This is a genomic window from Mycobacterium liflandii (assembly GCF_022354805.1).
GTDB lineage: Bacteria > Actinomycetota > Actinomycetes > Mycobacteriales > Mycobacteriaceae > Mycobacterium > Mycobacterium marinum.
Genome location: NZ_CP023138.1, coordinates 4814216 through 4835389, shown reverse-complemented (window position 1 = coordinate 4835389; position 21174 = coordinate 4814216). Strand labels below are relative to the sequence as shown.

At 67.5% G+C, this 21174-nt stretch carries 9 protein-coding genes and 3 pseudogenes; 9 read left to right on the top strand and 3 right to left on the bottom strand.

Annotation, left to right across the window (positions count from 1 at the left end; translation table 11 throughout):
• Positions 1-27: 27 nt before the first annotated feature.
• The 4 genes from obgE to CKW46_RS21450 all read left to right on the top strand — a co-directional run bounded on the left by obgE (position 28) and on the right by CKW46_RS21450 (position 7806).
• Positions 28-1467, top strand: a complete 1440-nt coding sequence (gene obgE, locus CKW46_RS21465; protein ID WP_015356541.1) for a GTPase ObgE — start codon at positions 28-30, stop codon at positions 1465-1467.
• A complete protein-coding gene (gene proB / locus CKW46_RS21460) occupies positions 1467-2573 on the top strand; it encodes a glutamate 5-kinase (RefSeq protein WP_015356540.1) in 1107 nt (368 codons plus the stop codon). The genes obgE and proB overlap by 1 nt, the downstream gene beginning before the upstream one ends.
• Before the next feature lie 443 nt (positions 2574-3016).
• Positions 3017-7165, top strand: coding sequence for a PE family protein (locus CKW46_RS21455; RefSeq protein ID WP_482052371.1), 4149 nt, complete (start codon positions 3017-3019; stop codon positions 7163-7165).
• A 185-nt stretch (positions 7166-7350) separates the two neighbouring features.
• Positions 7351-7806: a hypothetical protein gene (locus CKW46_RS21450; RefSeq protein WP_482052370.1), complete on the top strand. Its 456-nt coding sequence runs from the start codon at positions 7351-7353 to the stop codon at positions 7804-7806.
• A 70-nt stretch (positions 7807-7876) separates the two neighbouring features.
• Here the strand turns inward: CKW46_RS21450 and CKW46_RS21445 are convergent, their stop codons facing one another.
• Positions 7877-8515, bottom strand: coding sequence for a TetR/AcrR family transcriptional regulator (locus CKW46_RS21445; protein ID WP_015356536.1), 639 nt, complete (start codon positions 8513-8515; stop codon positions 7877-7879).
• Between the two features lie 128 nt (positions 8516-8643).
• Here CKW46_RS21445 and CKW46_RS21440 point away from each other — a divergent pair.
• A pseudogene (locus CKW46_RS21440) lies at positions 8644-9904 on the top strand (cytochrome P450).
• 86 nt (positions 9905-9990) lie between these two features.
• Here CKW46_RS21440 and CKW46_RS21435 read toward each other — a convergent pair.
• Positions 9991-10860 carry a Sir2 family NAD-dependent protein deacetylase gene (locus CKW46_RS21435; protein WP_482052369.1) on the bottom strand — a complete coding sequence of 290 codons (870 nt, stop codon included), beginning with the start codon at positions 10858-10860 and terminating at the stop codon, positions 9991-9993.
• A gap of 291 nt (positions 10861-11151) precedes the next feature.
• Between CKW46_RS21435 and CKW46_RS21430 the strand changes: the two genes are divergently transcribed.
• Positions 11152-13194, top strand: coding sequence for an NAD(+) synthase (locus CKW46_RS21430; protein ID WP_015356532.1), 2043 nt, complete (start codon positions 11152-11154; stop codon positions 13192-13194).
• Positions 13195-13306: 112 nt separating this feature from the next.
• Here CKW46_RS21430 and CKW46_RS21425 read toward each other — a convergent pair whose 3' ends face one another.
• Positions 13307-15367: a PE family protein gene (locus tag CKW46_RS21425; protein WP_499018204.1), complete on the bottom strand. Its 2061-nt coding sequence runs from the start codon at positions 15365-15367 to the stop codon at positions 13307-13309.
• A gap of 698 nt (positions 15368-16065) precedes the next feature.
• On the opposite strand from CKW46_RS21425, the pseudogene CKW46_RS21420 reads away from it, so the two are divergent.
• From CKW46_RS21420 to CKW46_RS21410, 3 genes and pseudogenes are all read left to right on the top strand, one after another.
• A pseudogene (locus CKW46_RS21420) lies at positions 16066-17268 on the top strand (ISAs1-like element IS2404/ISMul1 family transposase).
• 192 nt (positions 17269-17460) lie between these two features.
• A pseudogene (locus CKW46_RS21415) lies at positions 17461-19655 on the top strand (adenylate/guanylate cyclase domain-containing protein).
• Positions 19652-21052 carry a mechanosensitive ion channel domain-containing protein gene (locus tag CKW46_RS21410; protein ID WP_015356530.1) on the top strand — a complete coding sequence of 467 codons (1401 nt, stop codon included), beginning with the start codon at positions 19652-19654 and terminating at the stop codon, positions 21050-21052. Before CKW46_RS21415 ends, CKW46_RS21410 begins: the two are co-directional and overlap by 4 nt.
• Positions 21053-21174: the final 122 nt, after the last annotated feature.

Below are 21174 nucleotides of genomic sequence, written 5' to 3'. Positions count from 1 at the left end.
CCGGGAAAGGATATGTAAGGAAGCCCGATGCCTCGGTTCGTCGATCGGGTCGTCATTCACACCCGAGCGGGTTCCGGTGGTAATGGCTGCGCCTCGGTTCATCGTGAGAAATTCAAGCCGCTCGGTGGTCCCGACGGCGGTAACGGCGGGCGCGGCGGCAGCGTCGTCTTTGTGGTAGATCCACAAGTGCATACCCTGCTCGACTTCCATTTCCGCCCGCACGTCACCGCGGCGTCAGGCAAACAGGGCATGGGCAGCAACCGGGACGGCGCCGCCGGTGCAGACTTGGAAGTCAAAGTTCCCGACGGCACCGTCGTACTCGACGACAACGGCCGGCTGCTTGCCGACCTGGTGGGAGCCGGCACCCGCTTTGAAGCCGCCGCGGGTGGTCGCGGCGGGCTGGGCAACGCAGCGCTGGCGTCGCGGGCGCGCAAGGCGCCAGGCTTTGCCCTGCTTGGTGAGCCGGGACAGGCCCGTGACCTCACCCTAGAACTCAAGACCGTCGCCGATGTGGGGCTGGTTGGATTCCCCTCCGCCGGAAAATCCTCGCTGGTGTCGGTCATCTCGGCGGCTAAGCCCAAGATCGCCGACTATCCCTTCACCACCCTGGTTCCCAACCTCGGCGTGGTCGCTGCCGGTGGTCACTCATTCACCGTCGCCGACGTTCCCGGTCTGATTCCGGGCGCCTCACAGGGCCGGGGGCTGGGGCTGGACTTTCTGCGGCACATCGAGCGCTGCGCGGTGCTGGTACATGTCGTGGACTGCGCCACCGCTGAACCGGGCCGGGACCCTATTTCCGACATCGACGCGCTGGAGGCCGAATTGGCGGCCTACCAACCCACGCTGCAGGGCGATGCGGTGCTCGACGACCTGGCCGAGCGGCCACGTGCGGTGGTGCTCAACAAGATCGATGTGCCCGAGGCCCGCGAGCTTGCCGAGTTCGTTGAGGACGAGCTCGCGCAACGCGGCTGGCCGGTATTTCTCGTATCCACGGTCACCCGGGAAAACTTGCAGCCGTTGATCTTCGGGCTGTGGCAGATGGTCTCGGAGTACAACGCGGCTCGGCCGCAAGCCGCGCCGCGACGGCCGGTGATCCGCCCGGTTCCGGTCGATGACAGCGGCTTCGACGTGCAGGCAGACGGACACGGGGGCTTCGTGGTGACCGGCGCTCGACCCGAGCGTTGGATCGGCCAGACCAACTTCGACAACGACGAGGCCGTCGGCTACCTGGCCGACCGCCTGGCGCGGCTGGGGGTCGAGGAGGGGCTGCTGCGGTTGGGGGCAAAGCCGGGGTGCGCGGTCACCATCGGTGAGATGACTTTCGACTGGGAGCCGCAAACGCCCGCGGGTGGTCACGTCGCAATGTCCGGTCGGGGTACCGATGTGCGGCTGGAACGCAGCGACCGCGTCGGTGCGGCCGAGCGCAAGGCTGCCCGCCGCCAACGTCGTGAACGCGATGACGATTGATGGGCAGTCCGCACCGCGAAGCCATTCGCACCGCCCGCAGTGTCGTGGTCAAGGTTGGGACGACGGCACTGACCACGCCATCGGGGGTGTTCGACGCCGGCAGGCTGGCTGAACTGGCCGACGCGATCGAGTCGCGGATGAAGGCCGGTACCGACGTCGTCATCGTGTCTTCGGGGGCGATCGCTGCCGGCATCGAACCGCTCGGACTATCACGTCGGCCAAAGGACCTGGCGACAAAGCAGGCGGCGGCCAGCGTCGGTCAGGTGGCGTTGGTGAACTCGTGGAGTGCCGCCTTCGCCCGCTACGGCCGCACGGTAGGGCAGGTGTTGTTGACGGCACACGACATTGCGATGCGGGTGCAGCACACCAATGCCCAGCGCACACTGGACCGGCTGCGGGCACTGCATGCGGTGGGAATCGTCAACGAGAACGATACGGTTGCTACCAACGAGATTCGCTTCGGCGACAACGATCGGCTTTCGGCGCTGGTAGCGCACCTAGTAGGTGCGGACGCCTTGGTGCTGCTGTCCGACATCGACGGCCTCTACGATGCCGATCCACGAAAATTCCAGAACGCCAGATTCATTCCCGAGGTGTCCGGTCCGGCCGACCTTGATGGAGTAGTCGCCGGACAAGGCAGCCACCTGGGCACCGGCGGCATGGCGTCGAAAATGTCGTCGGCGCTGCTGGCCGCGGATGCCGGAGTTCCGGTGTTGCTCGCTCCTGCGGCGGATGCGGCGGCCGCACTCACCAATGCGTCGGTGGGCACCGTCTTCGCCGCGCGGTCCGAACGCATGTCGGCCCGCCGATTCTGGGTACGCTATGCGGCCGAGTCCGCCGGATCGCTGACCCTCGACGAAGGTGCTGTGCGGGCCGTCGTCGGGCATCGGCGCTCGTTGCTGCCGGCGGGCATCACGGCAGTGGCGGGCAAGTTCTTTGGCGGCGATGTCGTTGATCTGTGTGGGCCCGACGCGACGATGGTGGCCCGCGGTGTGGTTGCCTATGACGCGACGGAGTTGGCCGCCATGATGGGCCGGTCCACCTCAGAGTTACCCGGTGAGCTGCGCCGGCCCGCGGTCCACGCCGACGACCTTGTCGCGGTGTGAGCGAGGTGGCGCCGGCCGCCGAGCCGGGAGGCTCGACGACCGCCCCAGTGGTTCCGTGACGGGCCGTTGCTGATGTCGACGGTGTTTCGGCGTCAAGGGCTTTGAAAGGCGCGGGATTCGGGTTCCGGCCAGATCGCCAGCGGCAAGTCCGTTGCGAGCGACTCAACCCGGGCGATGGCCGCTCCGCTCGCTCGCCGAATCGGCGGGAATCGTTGGTTCCGCTTCGGAAGCGACGCCGAGCCGTTGTGACCAATCTTCTTAGTGATGAGACGACTATCGCCGAGTGATCGGCCTATGTCCACAGGTAGAGGCCTTGCGCTGAGATTTTTGTGTGAGGGCTTGGGGCCGTGAGGTTTTCAACTTTCTATGGTGATTTCGCTGCACCGGCGGTGCTCGGTCTGTCCGGCTATCGTGGGGCCTCGTCGGAGATGACGGAGGTCTTGATGTCATTCGTGAGCGTGGCGCCCGAGGTAGTGGCGACGGCGGCTTCGGATTTGGCGCGCATTGGTTCGTCGATCGATGCGGTCAACGCAGCGGCGGCGGGCGCCACGACGACGGTGCTGGCCGCCGGTGCCGATGAGGTGTCGGTCGCGATCGCGGCCTTGTTCGGCACCCATGCCCAGGAATATCAGGCCATTAGCACCCGGATCTCGGCCCTCAATGAGCGCTTTGTCGCGCTGTTGACCGCGGGGAGCAACAGCTACGCGGCTAGCGAGTCGGCCAGCGTCTCGTGGTTGCAGGCCGTGGAGCAAGACGTGCTGGGTTTGGTGAATGCACCCAGCCAGAACTGGTTTGGGCGGCCGCTGATCGGCAATGGCGCCGATGGGGTGGCGGGGACCGGGCAAGCCGGTGGGGCTGGCGGAATTCTGTGGGGTAACGGCGGCGCCGGCGGCTCCGGCGCGGTCTGTCAATCCGGTGGCGCCGGCGGGTCGGCGGGGTTGCTCGGCCATGGCGGTGCCGGTGGGGCCGGGGGGCAGGCCGGGGCTTCCGGTACCGGCGGTGTCGGTGGGGCCGGCGGCGCCGGCGGATGGCTGTACGGCAACGGTGGAACCGGGGGAGTTGGCGGTGCGGGCCCGGTCAACGGGGGTGTTGGAGGTGCCGGCGGGCGGGCCTGGTTGCTGGGTGCTGGCGGGTCCGGTGGTGCCGGGGGACAGGGGCTTGGTCTAAACGGGGGTGCCGGCGGGTCCGGCGGAAACGGCGGTTTATTCGGCATCGGCGGCACCGGCGGTGCCGGTGGTGACAGTTCCGGCTCCGGTAGTGCTGGGGCCGGTGGCGATGGCGGTCATGGCGGGTTGTGGGGTCGGGGCGGGGCTGGCGGTATCGGCGGAGTCAATTCGGACTCTGGCGATGGTGGGGCCGGTGGCGGTGGCGGCGATGGCGGACGGCTGTTCGGTAGCGGTGGCGCTGGCGGGGCCGGCGGAACCGGCGCGGTCGCCGGTAGCGGCGGTGACGGGGGCGCCGGTGGCTCTGCTGTCGGGCTGTGGGGGTTGGGCGGTCACGGCGGCGCGGGTGGCGACGGTGCTGTCGGTCTGGCAGGCGGTGTTGGTGAGGCGGGTGGTGAGGGCGGCAGTGCCGGCAACGGTGGTGCCGGCGGGCTCGGTGGTTGGCTGATCGGCTCCGGCGGGGCGGGTGGCCTCGGAGGTGTTGGTGGCGCCGGTGGTGCGGGCGGGGCCGGGGCTGCCGGGATCGCGCCCGGGAGCAACGGCGGCAATGGCGGCAGTGGCGGCGTTGGTGGTGCCGGCGGGGCGGGCGGTTCTGGCGGGCAGGGCGGCTTTTTGCGGTTCCTGGGCGGGCAGGGTGACGGTGGTGCCGGCGGGGCCGGCGGGGCCGGCGGGGTTGCCGGTGATGGTGGTAAGGGTGCCGACGCGGCGGCGTTCTCGGGTGGGGCCGGGGGCAACGGTGGGCATGGTGGCGATAACGGTGCCGGTGGCGCCGGTGGCACCGGCGGAGCCGGCTCCACCGTCGGTGCCCACGGGGCGGATGGGTTCAGTCCCATCATTGGTGGTAACGGCGGTGGCGGTGGAAACGGTGCCTCCGGTCCAGCCGCGTCTGCCGGGGTTGCCGGTGGGGCGGGTGGTGCCGGCGGTGATGGCGGGTTGTATGGCAATGGCGGCGCCGGTGGGGACGGTGGTGATGGCGTGGCCGGTGGCCAGGGGGCGGATGCCACCGCGGCTGGCGGATCAGGCGAGAACGGCGGCGATGGCGGGGCTGGCGGCATGGGCGGGGCCGGTGGCATGGGTGGTGCCCTGGGCGGTCACGGTGGCGCAGGCGGGTCCGGTGGTGTCGGCGCGACCGGCGGGTCCGGCGGGCTTGGTGCTACCGGCGCTGAGGGTGTGACCGGGGGCAACCTTCATGGCGGTGACGGTGGCAGTGGGGGCAAGGGTGGTGTCGGCGGGGCCGGTGGTGACGGTGGTGCCGGCGGTAAGGCTCAGGCCGCGGGATTCGCCGAGGGCACCGAGGGTGTCGGCGGGGCCGGTGGTGAGGGCGGATCCGGCGGTGTCGCTGGTGACGGTGGTAAGGGTGCCGACGCGGCGGCGTTCTCGGGTGCGGCCGGGGGTAACGGTGGGCATGGTGGCGATAACGGTGCCGGTGGCGCCGGTGGCACCGGCGGAGCCGGCTCCACTGACGGGGCCCACGGCGCGGATGGGTTCAGCCCGACCACCGGCGGTAACGGCGGTGACGGCGGCAGCGGCGGCAGCGGTTTTCAAGGTGTGAAAGGTGGTGCCGGCGGGGTAGGCGGTGACGGCGGGTTGTATGGCAATGGCGGCACCGGAGGCACCGGAGGCACCGGAGGCACCGGAGGCATCGGCTTCAACGGCAGCACCACCATCGGAGGCGGCAACGGTGGTGATGGCCACACCGGGTTGACCGGTGGTGACGGTGGCGCCGGGGGCAAGGGTGGTGCCTTGGCCGGCCACGGCGGTGACGGTGGTACCGGTGGTGTCGGTGGTACCGGCGGCACCGGTGGTAGCGGTGGTACCGGTACCTCTGGCATTTTCTCCTCCGCAAACGGTGGTGACGGCGGCAACGGCGGTGACGGTGGTACCGGCGGGACCGGTGGTGTCGGCGGCCTAGGCGGCCAGGCTCAGGCCGCGGGATTCGCGGACGGCACCCAGGGCGTCGGCGGCGCGGGCGGCGTGGGCGGGACCGGCGGGAACGCCGGCAACGGCGGCCACGGCGCAAACGCGGACGTTGGCTCCGGGAAGGCCGGCGGCAACGGCGGCGACGGCGGTGACCCCGGCGTCGGCGGCATCGGCGGGCAAGGCGGGGCCGGTTCCATCGCAGGGGTCGAGGGTGCGGCCGGGGTCGCTCCCACCTCTGGCGGTAACGGCGGCGACGGCGGCAACGGCGCCAGCGGCGCTACCGGCGTGAACGGCGGTGCCGGCGGGTCCGGTGGTGACGGCGGGCTCTACGGCAATGGCGGCGACGGTGGTGCCGGCGGGAACGGCGGCAAGGGCCAGGTCGGCTCCACCGGCCCTGTGGCAGGTAGCGCGGGCGGAACCGGAGGAACTGGCGGCACTGGCGGTCAGGGCGGTGCCGGTGGCAGCGGGGGCGCGTTGGCCGGTCACGGCGGTGATGGCGGTAGCGGTGGAGACGGGGGTACCGGGGGTACCGGCGGTACCGGCAGAAATGGTGCGAACGGGATCACCGGGGCCGATATCGATGGCGGGTCCGGCGGTAAGGGCGGAAATGGTGGGACCGGCGGAGCTGGCGGTGCCGGTGGACAGGGCGGTCAGGCCCAAGCCGCGGGTTACTCCGATGGAACGCAGGGCGTTGGTGGTGCTGGCGGGGACGGTGGGACCGCCGGAATCGGCGGGGACGGCGGTGACGGTGCCAACGCGGTAGCGGGCTCCGGTGAGCGTGGTGGTGACGGCGGACATGGGGGTGACCCCGGTAACGCCGGGGCCGGTGGCCAGGCCGGCGCCGGTCCCACATCTGGCGGAAACGGCAAAGCCGGGTCCGGCGTAACCACCGGTGGTAACGGCGGTGACGGCGGAGACGGCGGCAGTGGTGCTATCGGCGTCAAAGGTGGTGCCGGCGGGGCCGGTGGCGACGGCGGACTCTACGGCAATGGCGGAAACGGCGGTGATGGTGGAACCGGCGGGAAGGGCACCGTCGGGGACAGCGGTGCCACATTGTCCGCGGACGGCGATAGGGGCGGGGCTGGCGCGACCGGTGGTGTCGGCGGGGCCGGTGGCGACGGCGGTGCCAAAGGCGGCAACGGTGGCCTCGGCGGGTCCGGCGGTACCGGTGGCATGGGTGGTACCGGTGGCGATGGTGCGCATGGAGCAGACATGGCTTCTGGCAGCGGCGCTAACGGCGGCTATGGCGGCTACGGCGGCTTTGGTGGTGTCGGAGGTGCCGGTGGTACCGGCGGCGTCGGTGGTCAGGCTCACGCCGCGGGGTTCACTGACGGTGCCACCGGGGCCGGCGGCGACGGCGGACAGGGGGTACCGGCGGCCTCGGGGCCTGGGGAGACAATGGTGGTAAAGGAGCTGACGGGAGCATCTCTGGTCCGCCACAGAATGGCGGCAAGGGCGGTGACGGCGGAGGTGGGGGCCCGGGCGGGCTTGGCGGTCAAGGCGGCCTGAGTGGGGACGGATCAAGTACGGGCGCGGCCGGCGAGCTCGGCACTTTCGGCAACGGCGGCTCAGGCGGAAACGGTGGCATCGGCGGAAATGCCACTGGTTTCAACGCACCCGGTACCGGCGGCGACGGCGGCAACGGGGCCTTTGGTGGCTCGGGAGGAACCGGTGGCAGAGGTGGCTACTCCAGCGTGGGTACCGGTGGCGCCGGCGGTGACGGCGGTGACGGCGGTATGGGCTTCGGGGGCATAGGTGGCGGCGGCGGCACTGGCGGCCAGGGTGGTAGCGGAGTTGATGCCCAGGGTATTGGTGGTGCCGGCAACGGCGGGGTAGGCGGCAACGGCGGTGACGGTGGTGACGGCTGGGATGCTCCTGGCGGCCAGGGCGGCCAGGGCGGCCAGGGCGGCAAGGGCGGCCAAGGTGGCAACGGCGGTGACGGATCCCCGCCCGTCCCTCCGTTCGGCGGCAGCAGCGGCGGCACCGGCGGCACCGGTGGCACGGGCGGCGCTGGCGGTGACCGGTTCGTCGATACCGAACTTGTCGGGATTGGCGGAGCAGGCCATGGTGGCGTGACCGGCGGCGGGCCGACCGGGCCGGCGCTGGTCGACGGCGGCCTCGGCGGCGCAGGCGGATCCGGCGCACACTAATCGCACCGGAATGCCTTCGCTCAGATCAGCGACCTGCCTGCCGAGGTCGTGGTAGGCCAATCCCGGTGCGTCATCGCAGCGACGTTGACGTGAGATACAGGGCACCCCATACGATTTCAGAGAGCGTATCGGCCAGTTCGGCGTCGAATTCGGGCGGTCTGCTCGGTAGGTTCTGATGACAGGTTCGCTCGACCATCCATGTGAGCGCGTTGGCCGTGGTGGTCGCGGATAGTTCGGGGCGGATTGAGCCATCGGCCTGGCCGTCCTCGATGACCCGGGCCAATCGCGCGGAGATGGCGGTCAGGATGTCCCGATATGTTTGTGCTGTCTGGGGGTCATAGCCGGCCATCTCGTTGAGGGCGATGAGGATCGGTTGATGACGGCGATAGCGGGCGATGATGGCGCACATCGCGGCTCTGACGTCGTCCGGATCGTGGCGCCAGGCCACGTCCCACCAATGCTGCGCGCCGGTGGCCAGGTCGTCGAACACCTGACCGGCCAGATGGCGCAGCAGGTGGCCCTTGTCATCGAAGTAGATGTAGAAGCTGGCGCGCGAAATGCCGGCCTCGGTCGCCAACCGATCGACGCTGAGCTCGGTGAAGCTGGCGCCATTGTTCATCAGTCGCTCGGTGGCCTCTAGCAGGCGGCATTCCATCTGCTCGCGCCGCTGCCGGCGGTTGGCCTGCGCATTTCGGGTGATGGACGCCATGTTTGCCCGGGCACCTCCTGGTCTTCGGACGAGCATAGCCAACCGCTCGACATATTGACTAGACATAGTGTCTAGACATAGCATCGTCGGTCTGTGACCGGGGTCATAGTTGATGAAGGAGAGCGGCGATGACGGCAATTTCGGCGAGCGTGCGGCCCTACGACACGATCGATCTGTCATCGCGTGCGTTCTGGGCATCGAGTGCGGCGCAGCGGGAGAGCTCATTTTCGGTGTTGCGGGCCGAACGCCCGGTGAGCTGGCACCCTCCGGTCGAAGACGCGCTCATCCAGGATCCCAGCGACCCGGGGTTCTGGGCGGTCACCCGGCGCGCTGACATCGTTGCGGTCAGCCGCACCAACGAGGTGTTCTTGTCCGGCAATGGCGTGCTGTTCGAGAATGTCCCCGCCGAACTGCTGGAAGCGTCACAGTCATTTCTGGCGATGGACCCACCGCGACACACCAAGCTGCGCAAGTTGGTCAGTGCGGCATTCACGCCCAGGCAAGTCCGTCGCATCGAGGACTCGATCAAGATCAACGCCAAGGGCATTGTCGAAGAGCTCCGGATGGCCGGCGGCGGTGTCGATTTCGTCGAGCACTGCGCCAAGGAACTGCCCATCCGCACCCTGTCGGACATGGTGGGAATTCCCGAAGCCGACCGTGAGCGGGTGGTACATGCCGCCGATGCGCTGGTCTCCTGGGCGGACCCCCGCTACCTGAATGGTCGAGAACCGCTGGCCGTGCTCTTCGAAAATCAGATGTATCTGCATCAGGTCGCCGCCTCTTTGGCCGCCGAGCGGCGGGACCGGCCCGCCGATGACCTGTTCAGCGCTCTGGTCAACGCCGAGGTGGACGGCGATAGGCTCGCCGATGCGGATGTGGCGGCGTTTTTTGTGCTGCTTGCGGTGGCCGGTAATGACACCACCCGCCAGACCATCAGTCATGGCCTGAAGGCGCTTACCGACTTTCCCGGCGAGAAGGCTTGGCTGCTAGCCGATTTCGACACTCGCATTGGTACAGCGTTCGAGGAACTCGTTCGGTGGGCTACGCCGGTGATGACATTTCGCCTTACTGCGGCAGCGGATTTCGAGCTGGGCGGACAACTGATTCGTGCGGGGGGAGAAGGTGGTGATGTTCTATGCCTCCGGAAACTGGGACGAGGATGCGTTCTGTCATCCCGAACGCCTCGATCTGAGCCGCAGTCCAAATCCCCACGTGGGCTTCGGTGGCGGTGGAGTGCACTTTTGTCTCGGCGCGCATCTGGCCCGCGCGCAACTGCGTGCCATCTTCGGCGAGCTACTTGTGCAACTTCCCGATATCCAAGCCGGTGATCCGGTCTACGTGCCCGGCAACTTCGTACACGCCATCCGCAGCATGCCCTGCACCTTCTGACGGTGCGGGACATGGCATCGGTCCAAGCGGATCATCGGCCTTTGCGCAGGGGCATCCGCTGGTCAAGCTGGCGATCAAAGACACTGCTAGCAAACGGTTATCGGTTCCACGTAAACCGCTGCGGCTAGTTCGGAAGCCAGCAAGACCAGCAGTTCAGAACAACCGCCGTCGACTTTGACGTCGGCCAGATCGTCTCCGCGGGTGTGGCCCCGGTTGATGATCGCGACCGGAATGCCCCGTGCCGCGGCGTGACGTAGAAACCGGTAGCCCGAGAACACGGTCAGTGACGAACCGGCCACGAGCAGCGCGTCGGACTGATCGACCAGTGAAAATGCTTGATCCACACGTTCTTTGGGGACACTTTCGCCGAAGTAGACGATATCGGGCTTGAGCATCCCACCGCAGCAGCGGCAGTCGATGTAGCGAAACGATTCGGTATCGGCGATAACAGCGTCCGCGTCGGGAGCCACGGCCAGGCCGCCGACGGCTTCGGCGCGCTCGATGAATCCCGGGTTGAGCGACTCGAGTTCGGCGGCCAGCGTCGAGCGGCTGATCGTGTGACCACAGCCCAGGAACGTCACCTGCGCATAGGTGCCGTGCAGGTTGACCACATTCTTGCTGCCCGCCTTGGTGTGCAGCAGATCGACGTTCTGGGTGATCACTCCGGTCACCACGCCGACACGTTCGAGCGCGGCCAGCGCGCGATGGCCGGCATTGGGCGCGGTGTCATCCATGTGCCGCCAGCCAACATGATTGCGCGCCCAGTACCGCTGCCGGAAAACCGGGTCCGACGTGAACTGGCGGATTGTCATTGGATTGCTCGGCGGCGAATCGGGTCCGCGATAGTCCGGTATGCTGGAATCGGTGGAAATCCCGGCGCCGGTGAGCACGGCTATCCGGTGACCGGTCAGCGCCGCGACGAGTTCCGGGGATTCCACAGCCTCGAGAGTAGGCACGAATCAGCTTGCCTGCCAATCGGCCGTCGGACAATCGAGCGGTTTCGTGAGGCGGGTATCCGACCCGGTAGCGGCGCCGACGCGATGGGCGGCAGTGTCGCCGAACTCGGTGAGCAGACCGAAGCCGTTCAGGCCCAGGGGCGGGTGGGGCATGGGCGCCGCGACAACGCACCGAGCGGGACATCTTGCCTGCGATCTAGGCGCCCACCCGGACCCCTAGACAAGGCTCGTTGATCGGTTTCCGCCCGTCGTTTCGGTCTTCGGCGGTGGGAAGCCGATAATGGAACGACGATGGACTTCTACAACGCATACGGCCAGGGCTTTGTGCGCGTTGCCGCGTGCACCCACCACACCACGCTTGGTGACCCGGCGGCCAATGCCGCGTCGGTACTGGGGTTGGCCCGCCAGTGCCACGACGACGGTGTCGCGCTGGCGGTGTTTCCTGAGCTGACGCTGTCGGGCTACTCGATCGAGGACATCCTGTTGCAGGACGCTCTTCTCGACGCCGTGCAGGACGCGCTGCTCGATGTGGTGACGGCGTCGGCCAATCTGTTGCCCGTTTTGGTGATCGGCGCGCCACTGCGGTATCAGCATCGCATCTACAACACCGCCGTCGTCATTCATCGCGGAGCCGTGCTGGGGGTGGTGCCGAAGTCCTATCTGCCCACCTATCGCGAGTTCTACGAACGCCGTCAGGTCGCGGCCGGAGACGACGAGCGGGGCACCATTCGGGTCTGCGGCGCGGACGTGCCGTTCGGCCCCGACTTACTCTTCGCCGCCTCCGACCTGCCCGGCTTCGTGCTGCACGTCGAGATCTGTGAGGACATGTTCGTCCCCATACCGCCCAGTGCTGAGGCAGCGTTGGCGGGCGCGACGATACTTGCCAACCTGTCCGGGAGCCCGATCACCATCGGGCGCGCCGAGGACCGTGCGCTGCTGGCCCGCTCGGCGTCGGCACGGTGTCTGGCCGCCTATGTCTATGCCGCGGCGGGGGAGGGCGAGTCGACGACGGACCTGGCCTGGGACGGCCAGACCATGATTTGGGAAAACGGGGTGCTACTGGCCGAATCCGAGCGGTTTCCCCGCGGAGAACGCCGCTGCGTGGCCGACGTGGACACCGAGTTGCTCCGATCCGAGCGGCTGCGGATGGGCACCTTTGACGACAACCGCCGCCATCACCGGTCATTGGCGGACTCATTTCGGCCCGTCGTGTTCCGGCTGGATCCACCGGCCGGAGACATCGGGTTGCGGCGCGAGCTCGAACGCTTCCCCTTCGTCCCAGCTGATCCGCAACGGCTGCAACAGGATTGCTACGAGGCCTACAACATCCAGGTGTCCGGCCTCGAACAGCGGCTGCGGGCGCTCAACTATCCGAAGGTGGTCATCGGGGTCTCCGGCGGGCTCGACTCCACCCACGCGCTGATCGTCGCCGCTCGCGCCATGGACCGCGAAGGCCGCCCGCGCAGCGACATTCTGGCGTTCACCCTGCCCGGATTCGCCACCGGTGATCGCACCAAGAACAACGCGATCAAGCTGGCCAAGGCGCTGGGGGTCAGCTTCGAGGAAATCGACATCACCGAGACGGCCCGGTTGATGCTCGACACCATCGGGCACCCGTTCTCCAGCGGGGAGAAGGTCTACGACGTCACTTTCGAGAACGTTCAGGCCGGGCTGCGCACCGACTATCTATTCCGCATCGCAAACCATCGCGGCGGAATCGTGCTCGGCACCGGCGACCTGTCCGAACTCGGGCTGGGGTGGTCGACATATGGTGTCGGCGACCAGATGTCGCACTACAACGTCACCGCCGGCGTCCCCAAGACATTGATTCAGCACCTGATGCGCTGGGTCATCTCATCGGGTCAGTTCGACGAGCATGTGGACGAGGTATTGCAGTCGGTGCTGGACACCGAGATCACTCCCGAACTGGTGCCCACCGGCGAGGAAGAAGAATTGCAGAGCAGCGAGTCCAAGGTGGGCCCCTTCGCGCTGCAGGACTTCTCGCTGTTTCATGTGCTGCGGTACGGATTTCGCCCCTCGAAGATTGCCTTTCTGGCCTGGCACGCGTGGAGCGACTCGCAACGTGGCAACTGGCCACCCGGTTTCCCCGACGACAAGAGGCCGTCGTACTCACTATCCGAGATCCGGCACTGGCTGATGGTCTTCGCCCAGCGCTTCTATTCGTTCAGCCAGTTCAAGCGGTCGGCACTGCCCAATGGTCCCAAGGTGTCCCACGGAGGTGCGCTGTCTCCGCGCGGCGATTGGCGGGCTCCCTCGGACATGTCGGCGCGAGTCTGGCTCGACGAGATCGAAACCACCGTGCCGCGCGACTAGCCAGACAGACCGGCCGTAGCGGCCACGTCTGCTAGTTCCATCAATCCGCGAACACCGTTGGGCCCCTAAGGGTTTCCGCGACCGGAAGAACGGCCGCCTCGACGTGCGGGGTTCACCCAGGCTGGCCCTCGCTGCCGTTCTGGCCGGGGCGGCCGGACACCGCGCCGCCTCCGCCCCCCGCACCACAAGCGGTGCCGATACCGCCCGTACCGCCGGCACCGACGGGTGAACCGTCACCGCCGTCACCGCCGTCACCGCCGTCACCGCCGTCACCGCCGTCACCGCCGTCACCGCCGTCACCGCCGTCGCCTCCGGCACCGCCCGCGCCGCCGTCGAAGGTGCCTTTGCCGCCGGAACCGGCGCCGCCCCCGTTACCGGCGTTGCCGCCGGCACCACCGGTGCCGGCGGTGCCGCCGTCGAGAGCGTCACCACCTTTGCCGCCGTCGCCGGCATCGCCGCCGGCGCCACCGGCACCACCGCCATGACCGGCCACACCGGCGGAGCCGTCGGTGCCGTGGCCGCCGTTGCCGCCCCCGCCGCCCCCGCCGCCGCTGCCGGCGCTGCCGCCGCCCGTTGCGATACCGCCAGCACCGCCGCTGCCGCCCCGACCACCGGTGCCACCGTCGCCACCGGCGACGGCGTCGGAGGCGTCGCCTCCGACGCTGCCGTCGCCACCGACGCCGCCGGTGCCGCCGCTACCGGCGTCGCCGCCCGCGGTTGCGGTGCCGCCGACGCCGCCATTGCCGCCGTTGCCGCCACCACCACCATGTCCGACCCGGAATCCACCGCCACCCAAACCACCGGCGCCGCCTGTGCCGGCCGTCCCGCCGTTGCCGCCGTCGCCGCCGCCGGTTGCGTTGCCGCCGTTGCCGCTATCGCCGCCGTCACCACCTGCCCCGCCGGCACCGCCATTGATCCCGGTCACGATGCCGCCCCCGGTGCCGCCGTTGCCACCGCCGACACCGGCGATGCCAGCGCCGCCGCTTCCGCCGTTGCCGTCGTTGCCGCCGTCGGTGTGGAGATCGCCGGTGCCGCCGGTGCCGCCGGTACCGCCGGTGCCGCCGGTGCCGGTGTTGCCCGCATGCCCTGGGGTAACCAGTGGACCACCGGCACCCGCCGCGCCACCGCGGCCCGCGGCGCCGCCCACGCCACCGTCCCCGCCGGTACCGCCGGCCAGGCCTGATCCGACACCCGAGCCACCGGCCCCACCCGTGCCGCCGGCACCACCGGTACCGCCATGGCCACCGTCCCCGGCGTGGCCGAAGAACTGATTGGCCCCGCCGACCCCGCCGGTCCCGCCGGCACCGCCGGCCGATCCGGTCCCGCCGGTCCCACCGGCGGTACCGCTGTCACCGGGAGCGCCATCGCCGCCGGCCCCGCCGCTGCCACCGGAACCGGCCGCCCCGAACAGCCCATTGGCGCCGCCGGTCCCGCCGGTACCGCCCGCCGAGCCGACTCCACCGACACCCCCGGCCCCACCGCCCCCTCCGACACCGCCATTGCCGAACAACAGACCGCCGGCCCCGCCATTGCCGCCGGTGCCGCCGCCCTGGCCGAGCGCGCCGACCCCACCGGCACCACCGGCCCCGCCCTGGCCGAACGACAGACCGCCGGCGCTGCCGGTGCCGCCGCCCTGGCCGAGCGCGCCGACCCCACCGGCACCACCGGCCCCGCCGTTGCCGAGCAGAAGCCCGCCGGCCCCGTCGGCCCCGCCGCGTTGACCGGACGCTCCGGACCTGCCGGCGCCGCCGTTGCCGACAAGCAGGCCGCCGTTGCCGCCGGCTTGCCCGGTGCCCGGTGCCCCGTTGGTACCGTCGCCGATCAGCGGGCGTGCCAGCAGTGCCTGGGTCGGCGCATTGATCAGGTCGAGCAGCGGCTGCAGGGGCCCGGCGTTGGCGGCTTCGGCTGTGGCGTAGGCGGTGCTGCCGGCGGTCAGGGCGCGGGTGAAGGACTCATGAAATTCGGCCACGCGAACACTGAGGGCATGGTACTGCTCGGCGTGGGCGTTGAACAGCGCCGCGATGGCCGCAGACACGTCATCGGCGGCGGCAGTGGCTATCGCGGTGGTCGGGATCGCCGCGGCGGCATTGGCCGCGCTGACCGTCGAGCCGATCGCAGCCGCATCCGCGGCCGCAGTGGCTACCATCTCGGGCGTAACCAAAACGTACGACATCAAATTGCTCCTTTAGCTAGCCTCGGACAATGACGGAGGGGTTTCGCGCCGAGGTCAACCGATTCGGGCAGCGCCGCCGGCTATTGCGTGTGCGGTAAGGGCTGGATCGACTGTCGGGCCTTTCGCGCCAGCCCCAGCGGGCCAAGCAATTGAGGCGGGATGGGCCGATGGCGGGCAACCGTGATCACGGCCCCGTCGGCGTTGTTCGACGGCTCGCGATCCCAGGGCAGGCTTCCGGTCAAAAGGGTTACCTGGATGAAGATTTCGGCAACGTCGTGCGGTGACTGGCGGCGCACTGGTCAACCGGTGTCCCGGCTTGGCGACATCGCGACCTTGATCGTTGGAACCACAGGAGTCGGCCATCGCTTGCTATCCGCCTTAGGTGCCGTGGGGAATTGGTCCGGGCGGAAGGCACGTTACGTTAATGGCCGGTCTAATTGAGGCCCTTTAAACATTCTATTAATTCATTATCGAGCGAATTGATAATTCAGTATTGAACGAATTTTCGTTCCGCCCATAATTGTCTCGTCGGTGAATTGGCGCACCCCGGCAGGCCAGGGCTCCGGCGTTGTTGATTAGCAGGCTTGTGAGCTGGGTTGATGATCTTTGGTGCCGCGCTATTGGGGCCGGAGTGTAGGCACGGGCTATCTGGAGAACGATCGAGTTGGTTACTGTTCGTCGTTGGTCTGGAGTTGCCCGTGCCTACCGTTTCAGTATTGCCTGTGTCGTCGGTTCCAGAGGTGTTCGACCGCTGGAGTCCTGGTGAGCGCAGCGAGCTCATCGGATCGGAGTTTCTCGATGTGTTGGCCTCGGTGCCAGACCCGAGGGACCCACGCGGTCGGAGGTATTCGCTGATGGCTTTGTTGGCGATCGGGGTTCTGGCCACTGCCGCGGGGATGCGCGGCTATGCTGGTTTTGCCACATGGGCGGCCACCGCTCCCGATGATGTGTTGGCCTAATTAGGGGTCCGGTTCCGGCGGCCCAGTGAGAAGACCTTCCGCGCTGTTTTGTCTCGGCTAGACCCCGCCGACCTCAACGCCAGGATGGGCAGTTACTTCACTGCACACGTGGCCAGCAGCGACCCCAGTGGATTGGTGCCGATCGCGTTGGACGGCAAGATGCTGCGTGGTGCTTTACGCGCCAAAGCGACAGCCACGCATCTCGTGTCGGTGTTCGCCCACCGTGCCCGATTGGTGCTCGGTCAACTCGCTGTCGCCGAGAAAAGCAATGAAATTCCCTGCGTACGTGCCCTGCTCACGCTGCTGCCGGGTAGCTTGCGGTGGCTGGTCACCGTGGATGCGATGCATACCCAGGTCGTCACCGCGAAGTTGATCTGCGCCACCTTGAAGTCGCACTACCTGATGATCGTCAAGTCCAACCAAGCCAAAATACTTGCGCGTATCACCGCGCTGCCCTGGGCCGAGGTGCCCGCAGCCGCTACCGACGACTCCCGCGGCCACGGCCGTGTCGAGACCCGCACCCTGCAAATCATCACCGCTGCACGAGGAATCGGCTTCCCCTACGCAAAACAAATCATCCGGATCACTCGTGAACGCTTGATCACCGCCACCGACCAGCGCAGCGTGGAGGTGGTCTATGCCATCTGCAGCCTGCCGTTCGAGCACGCCCGCCCTACCGCGATCATGACCTGGATGCGTCAACACTGGGGAATCGAGAACAGCCTGCACTGGATACGCGACGTCACCTTCGACGAAGACCGTCAAAGGGCACATACCGGAAACGGCGCACAGGTCCTAGCAACGCTACGCAACACCGCGATCAATCTGCACCGCCTCAACGGCGCCGACAACATCGCCGAAGCCTGCCGGATCACCGCTTTGACCGCCAACCGCCGCCTAGACCTCCTCAATCCACAATTCCCCAGCTCACAAGCCTGCTAATCAACAACGCCGGAGCCCTGCCCGGCAGGCGGGTAGCGGCCGCGGCAACGACGGCGAAGGTGACGCGGTGGTCACCAGGCGGTCGCACAACAAACACAGCAAACCGCGCCCGCGCTGCGTGTCGGCGCTCGTCTGGCGCGCAATCGGTGCATCGTAGAGCGGTTGGGCGGCAAATTACAGAAAGGAAGTCTTTTGACGGCGGCCGAGGCGAAAGATCCGGAGCCGGTGGTGGAGGGTGCCCCGGCTCACGATGGTGCGAAGGGCAAGCGCCGCCGCCGGCCGCGCTTCCGGGTGAGCATCCAGTCCAAGCTCATGGTGCTGTTGCTGCTGTCGAGCATCGTTTCGGTGGCCGCGATCGTGGCGGTCGGTTTTCACGCCGGCCGTAGTTCGCTCAGCGCTGCCGCGTACGGACGTCTGACCCAGCTACGCGAATCGCAGCTGCGTGCGGTGGAGACGCTGTTCTCCGACCTGACCAATTCGCTGGTCATCTACGCCCGCGGGCTGACCGTGATAGACGCGGTCGCGCAGTTCACCGCCGGATTCGACCAACTGGCGGACGCGACGATAAGCCCGGCGCAGCAAGAGTCGCTCGTCAAGTACTACAACGACCAGCTCATCAAACCGGTCGAACACCTGACTGGAACCAAACTCGACCTCGAAGCGCTGCTGCCGACATCGCCGGCGCAGAAATACCTGCAGGCGTACTACACCGCGCCGTTCACGTCCGATCAGGATTCGATGCGGCTGGACGACGCCGGCGATGGCAGCGCGTGGTCGGCCGCCAACGCGGAATTCAACGGCTACTTTCGCGAGATCGTCACCCGATTCGATTACGACGATGCGGTTCTGCTTGATACCCGTGGCAACATCGTCTACAGCTTGAGCAAGGACCCCGATCTCGGCACCAACATACTGACCGGGCCGTATCGCGAATCCAACCTGCGTGATGCTTATCTCAGGGCGCTGGGCGCCAACGCCGTCGACTTCACCTGGATCACCGATTTCGAGCCGTATCAACCACAGCTGGACGCGCCGACGGTCTGGCTGGTGTCCCCGGTGCTGCAGGGCGGCAGAACCGAAGGTGTGTGCTGGCGCTACCGCTGCCCATCGCCAAGATCAACAAGATGATGACCGCCGACAAGAACTGGCAAGCGGCCGGGATGGGTACCGGGACCGAGACCTATCTTGCCGGGCCGGACAACCTCATGCGATCGGATTCGAGGTTGTTCCTGCAGGATCCCGAAGAATATCGCCGCCAGGCGGTGGCGGCCGGGACCTCACCGGAGGTGGTGAACCGGGCGATCCAACTCGGGAGCACGGTGTTGCTGCACCCGGTGGCGACCGCGGGTCTGCGTGAGGCGCAGCGGGGCCAGACCGGAACGGTCAGCGCGGTCGACTATACGGGTAACCGCGAGCTGGAAGCCTTTGCGCCGCTGAATATTCCGAACTCGGATCTGCATTGGTCGATCCTGGCGACCAACGACGATTCTGCGGCATTCGCCGCCGCGGCCGCATTCAGCAAGGCGCTGGTATTGGTGACCGTGGCGACGATCGTGATCATCTGTGTCTTCTCGATGTTGATCGCCCAACTGATGGTGCGGCCGATCAGACGCCTGGAGGCGGGCACCGAGAAGATCAGCGGCGGTGACTACGACGTCGCGATTCCGGTGAAGTCGCGTGACGAGATCGGCGATCTGACCGCCGCTTTCAATGAGATGAGCCGAAGCCTGAATATCAAGGAGGATCTGCTCAACGAGCAGCGCCGGGAAAACGATCGGCTGCTGCTGTCGATGATGCCCGAGCCGGTGGTGCAGCGGTATCGCGAGGGCGAGCAGACCATTGCCCAGGAACACCAGGACGTCACCGTGATCTTCGCTGACATCCTGGGCTTGGACGAGGTCTCCCGATCGCTGTCGGGCAACGAGTTGGTCGCCATCGTCGATGACCTGTTCCGCCAGTTCGACTCGGCGGCTGAATCCCTTGGGGTGGAACGGATCCGCACGCTACATAACGGCTATCTGGCCAGCTGCGGGGTCACCACGCCACGTTTGGACAACGTCGCCCGCACGGTCGCATTCGCGCTGGAGATGCAGCGCATCATCGAGCGGTTCAACCACCAAAGCGGCCACCAACTACGGCTGCGGGCCGGAATCAACACCGGCAACGTCATCAGCGGGCTGGTCGGTCGAACCAGCGTTGTCTACGACATGTGGGGTGCGGCGGTAAGCACCGCTTACCAAATGCATAGTGGGTCACCGCAACCCGGTATCTACGTCACCTCGCAGGTGTATGAGGCGATGCGAGACGAGCGGCAGTTCGCACCGGCAGGGACCATCTCGGTCGGCGGTGTGCAAGAGCAGATCTACCGGATGTCGGAGCAGTCATGAACGTCCTGGGCGCCTCGTGGTTCCACTGGGCCATCGGCATCGCGATCGGAGTGCCGGTTGGCCTGATCCTGCTCACCGAGCTGCACAATTCGCTGGCCCGCAGGAACAGCCACCTGGCCCGTCAGGTCACCCTGCTACGCAACTTCCTGCTCCCGCTCGGTGCGTTGCTGCTGTTCCTGGTCAAAGCCTCACAAGTGCCGGCAGGAGAAGGCACGGTACGAATCCTGACCACGGTGTTCGGCTTCCTGGTGCTGGTGTTGCTGCTCTCTGCGCTCAACGCGACGGTATTTGCCAGCGCGCCGCAGGATAGTTGGCGCAAGCGGTTGCCCACCATCTTTCTCGATGTGGCCCGGTTTGCGCTGATCGGTATCGGGCTGGCGATGATCCTGTCCTACGTCTGGGGGGTTCGGGTCGGAGGCATCTTCACCGCCTTGGGCGTGACGTCGGTCGTGATCGGCCTGATGCTGCAGAACTCCGTCGGCCAGATCGTGTCGGGCTTGTTCATGCTGTTCGAGCAGCCATTCCGGATCGACGACTGGTTGGACACGCCCACTGCGCGAGGGCGAGTGGTGGAGGTCAACTGGCGTGCCGTACACATCGAAACCGGAACCGGGCTGCGAATCACCCCAAACTCGGTGCTGGCGACGACGGCTTTCACCAACCTCAGTCGCCCGGGTGGTTCGCACAAGTGCAGCATCACAACCAAATTCGCGGCGGACGATGCGCCGGACAAGGTATGCGCGATGCTGACCAGGGTCGCCAGCGCATTGCCCAATCTCAAGAGCGGGGTGATGCCGGCCACGGTTGCCCTGGGCGGCGCCGAGTACCGCACCACCGTCCGGATCAAGTCTCCCGCCGAAGACGGTGCTGCCCAAGATACGTTTTTGCGGTGGGTCTGGTACGCCGCCCGTCGCGAGGGGCTTGCGCTGGACGGGGCCGGTGACAGCTACTCGACCCCCCAACGAGTCCAGGACGCGTTGCGCGCGGTGAGCCCGGAACTCAAGCTCAGTCTGCTCGATCAGCAGTCGCTGGCCCCATACGCCAAGGTGGTGCGCTACGGCACCGATGAAACCGTCCAGCAAGCCGGCGTTGTGCCCAAAGGCATGTCCTTCATCATCGCCGGCAGCGTCCGTCTGATGGTGACGCCGGCGGACGGTCCCGCCGTCGCGGTCGGCACCCTCGGTAAGGGCGCCTTCCTGGGGGTGACCGCGTTGACTCGGCAACCCAACCCGGGCGGTGCGGTGGCGCTGGAAGAGGTGACCGTGCTCGACATCGATCGCGAGTATCTCGAGCGCATCGTGATGAGCAAGCCGGCGCTGTTGCAGGAGCTGGGGCGACTGATCGACGAGCGGCAGATGAAGGTGCGGCAAGTAACCCAGCGCGAACGGGTCGCTTGACAGCAACCGCGGTCGCGACGTGGGCCCATCGGCAGGCGAGACTTGAGATCAACTGCTGGCTCATGCGCGATCGCGTGTTTCGCGCAAACGCCGTTTTGTCTGCGTTTCCGCGTTAGTCTGCT